Origin of the sequence: Stenotrophomonas sp. S41, from assembly GCF_016624625.1 — a bacterium.
In the GTDB taxonomy this organism is placed as follows: Bacteria; Pseudomonadota; Gammaproteobacteria; order Xanthomonadales; family Xanthomonadaceae; genus Stenotrophomonas.
In genome coordinates, this window is the sequence record NZ_JACVTV010000209.1 from 1 (window position 1) to 1,199 (window position 1,199).

The 1,199-nt window shown below is 71.9% G+C and carries 1 protein-coding gene; it reads left to right on the top strand.

All coding sequences use genetic code 11. The features are described 5' to 3' along the window. The first annotated feature begins 142 nt into the window (after window positions 1-142). Complete coding sequence (gene tsaB, locus IAE56_RS20910; protein ID WP_200753840.1) at window positions 143-856, top strand: tRNA (adenosine(37)-N6)-threonylcarbamoyltransferase complex dimerization subunit type 1 TsaB; 714 nt, start codon at window positions 143-145, stop codon at window positions 854-856. The last annotated feature ends 343 nt before the right edge of the window (window positions 857-1,199 follow it).

The window sequence follows — 1,199 nt, forward strand, 5'->3', positions numbered from 1 at the left end:
CCCCCCCCCCCCCCCCCCCCCCCCCCCCCCCCCCCCCCCCCCGCCCCCCCGGCCCCCCCCCGCCGCCCCGACCGCCCCGGCCCCCGCGCCGGGTCCCCAGCCGGCCCCCGGCGCCACGTTCCCCCTGTTCTGATTCCCTCCGATGAAACTGCTCGCCTTTGAAACCGCCACCGAAGCCTGTTCCGTTGCCCTGCATGTCGATGGGCAGGTGCTGGAGCGCTTCGAGATCGCCCCGCGCCGCCATGCCGAGCTGAGCCTGCCGTGGGCCGAGGCGCTGCTGGCCGAGGCCGGCATCAGCCGCCGCCAGCTCGATGGCATCGCCCTCAGCCGCGGGCCGGGTGCGTTCACCGGCGTGCGCCTGGCAATTGCGATCGCGCAGGGCATCGCCCTGGCGCTGGACCGGCCGCTGCTGCCGGTGTCGACGCTGCAGGTGCTGGCGCTGCGCGCGCCGGCCGAGGAGACCCAGATCCTGTCGGCGATCGATGCGCGGATGGGCGAGTTGTACGTGGCGCGCTTCGAACGCGTGGATGGCCTGCCGGTGGCCCGCGATGCCGAGCGGGTGTGCGCACCGGCGGCGGTGGCGTTGCCGGACGGGCTGCAGGCCTACGGCATCGGCACCGGTTTCGGCGCAGCCGACGGTGCGCTGGTGGCGCAGCTGGGGGCGGGCCTGCGTGGTTTCGATGCAGCGGCCCTGCCGCGCGCGTCGGACGTGCTGGCCCTGGCGGTGCCGGCGTTTGCGCGTGGCGAAGGCGTGGCGGCGGAGAAAGTCGAACCGGCGTACCTGCGGGACAACGTCGCGCTGACCCTGGTCGAGCAGCAGGCTGCCCGCGAGGCGAAGGCGAAAGCCAACGGCTGAGCCCCTCGTGGCGGGGCGGATTCGTGGGGTTGGCCGGGCAGGTGGGCTGCGCAGGGGACGCTGCAAGTACGTCCATGTAAGCTCGTAGGCGCCATCCATGGCGCCTGCGCCCCTGCGCAACCCACCTGCCCGACCTCTGACAGTTTCCGTGCGCGTCCGCCACGGAAAATCAAAAGAAGAAAAGTCAAAGTCAAAAGCATCCACGCATGGCGTGGATGTGTATCGACCAAGGTCGACACCTACCAATGGCGAAGATGCGTTGCGTGCAAAAGAAGCGCCGCGATCTGTCAGGGGTGGGGCGGTGTGGGCTTGCAGGACCGCAGGCGCCATGGATGGCGCCTAC

Coding starts and splice junctions, on each gene's coding strand:
- tsaB (WP_200753840.1), top strand. CDS start 143: ATGAAACTGCTCGCCTTTGAAACCGCCACCGAAGCCTGTTCCGTTGCC.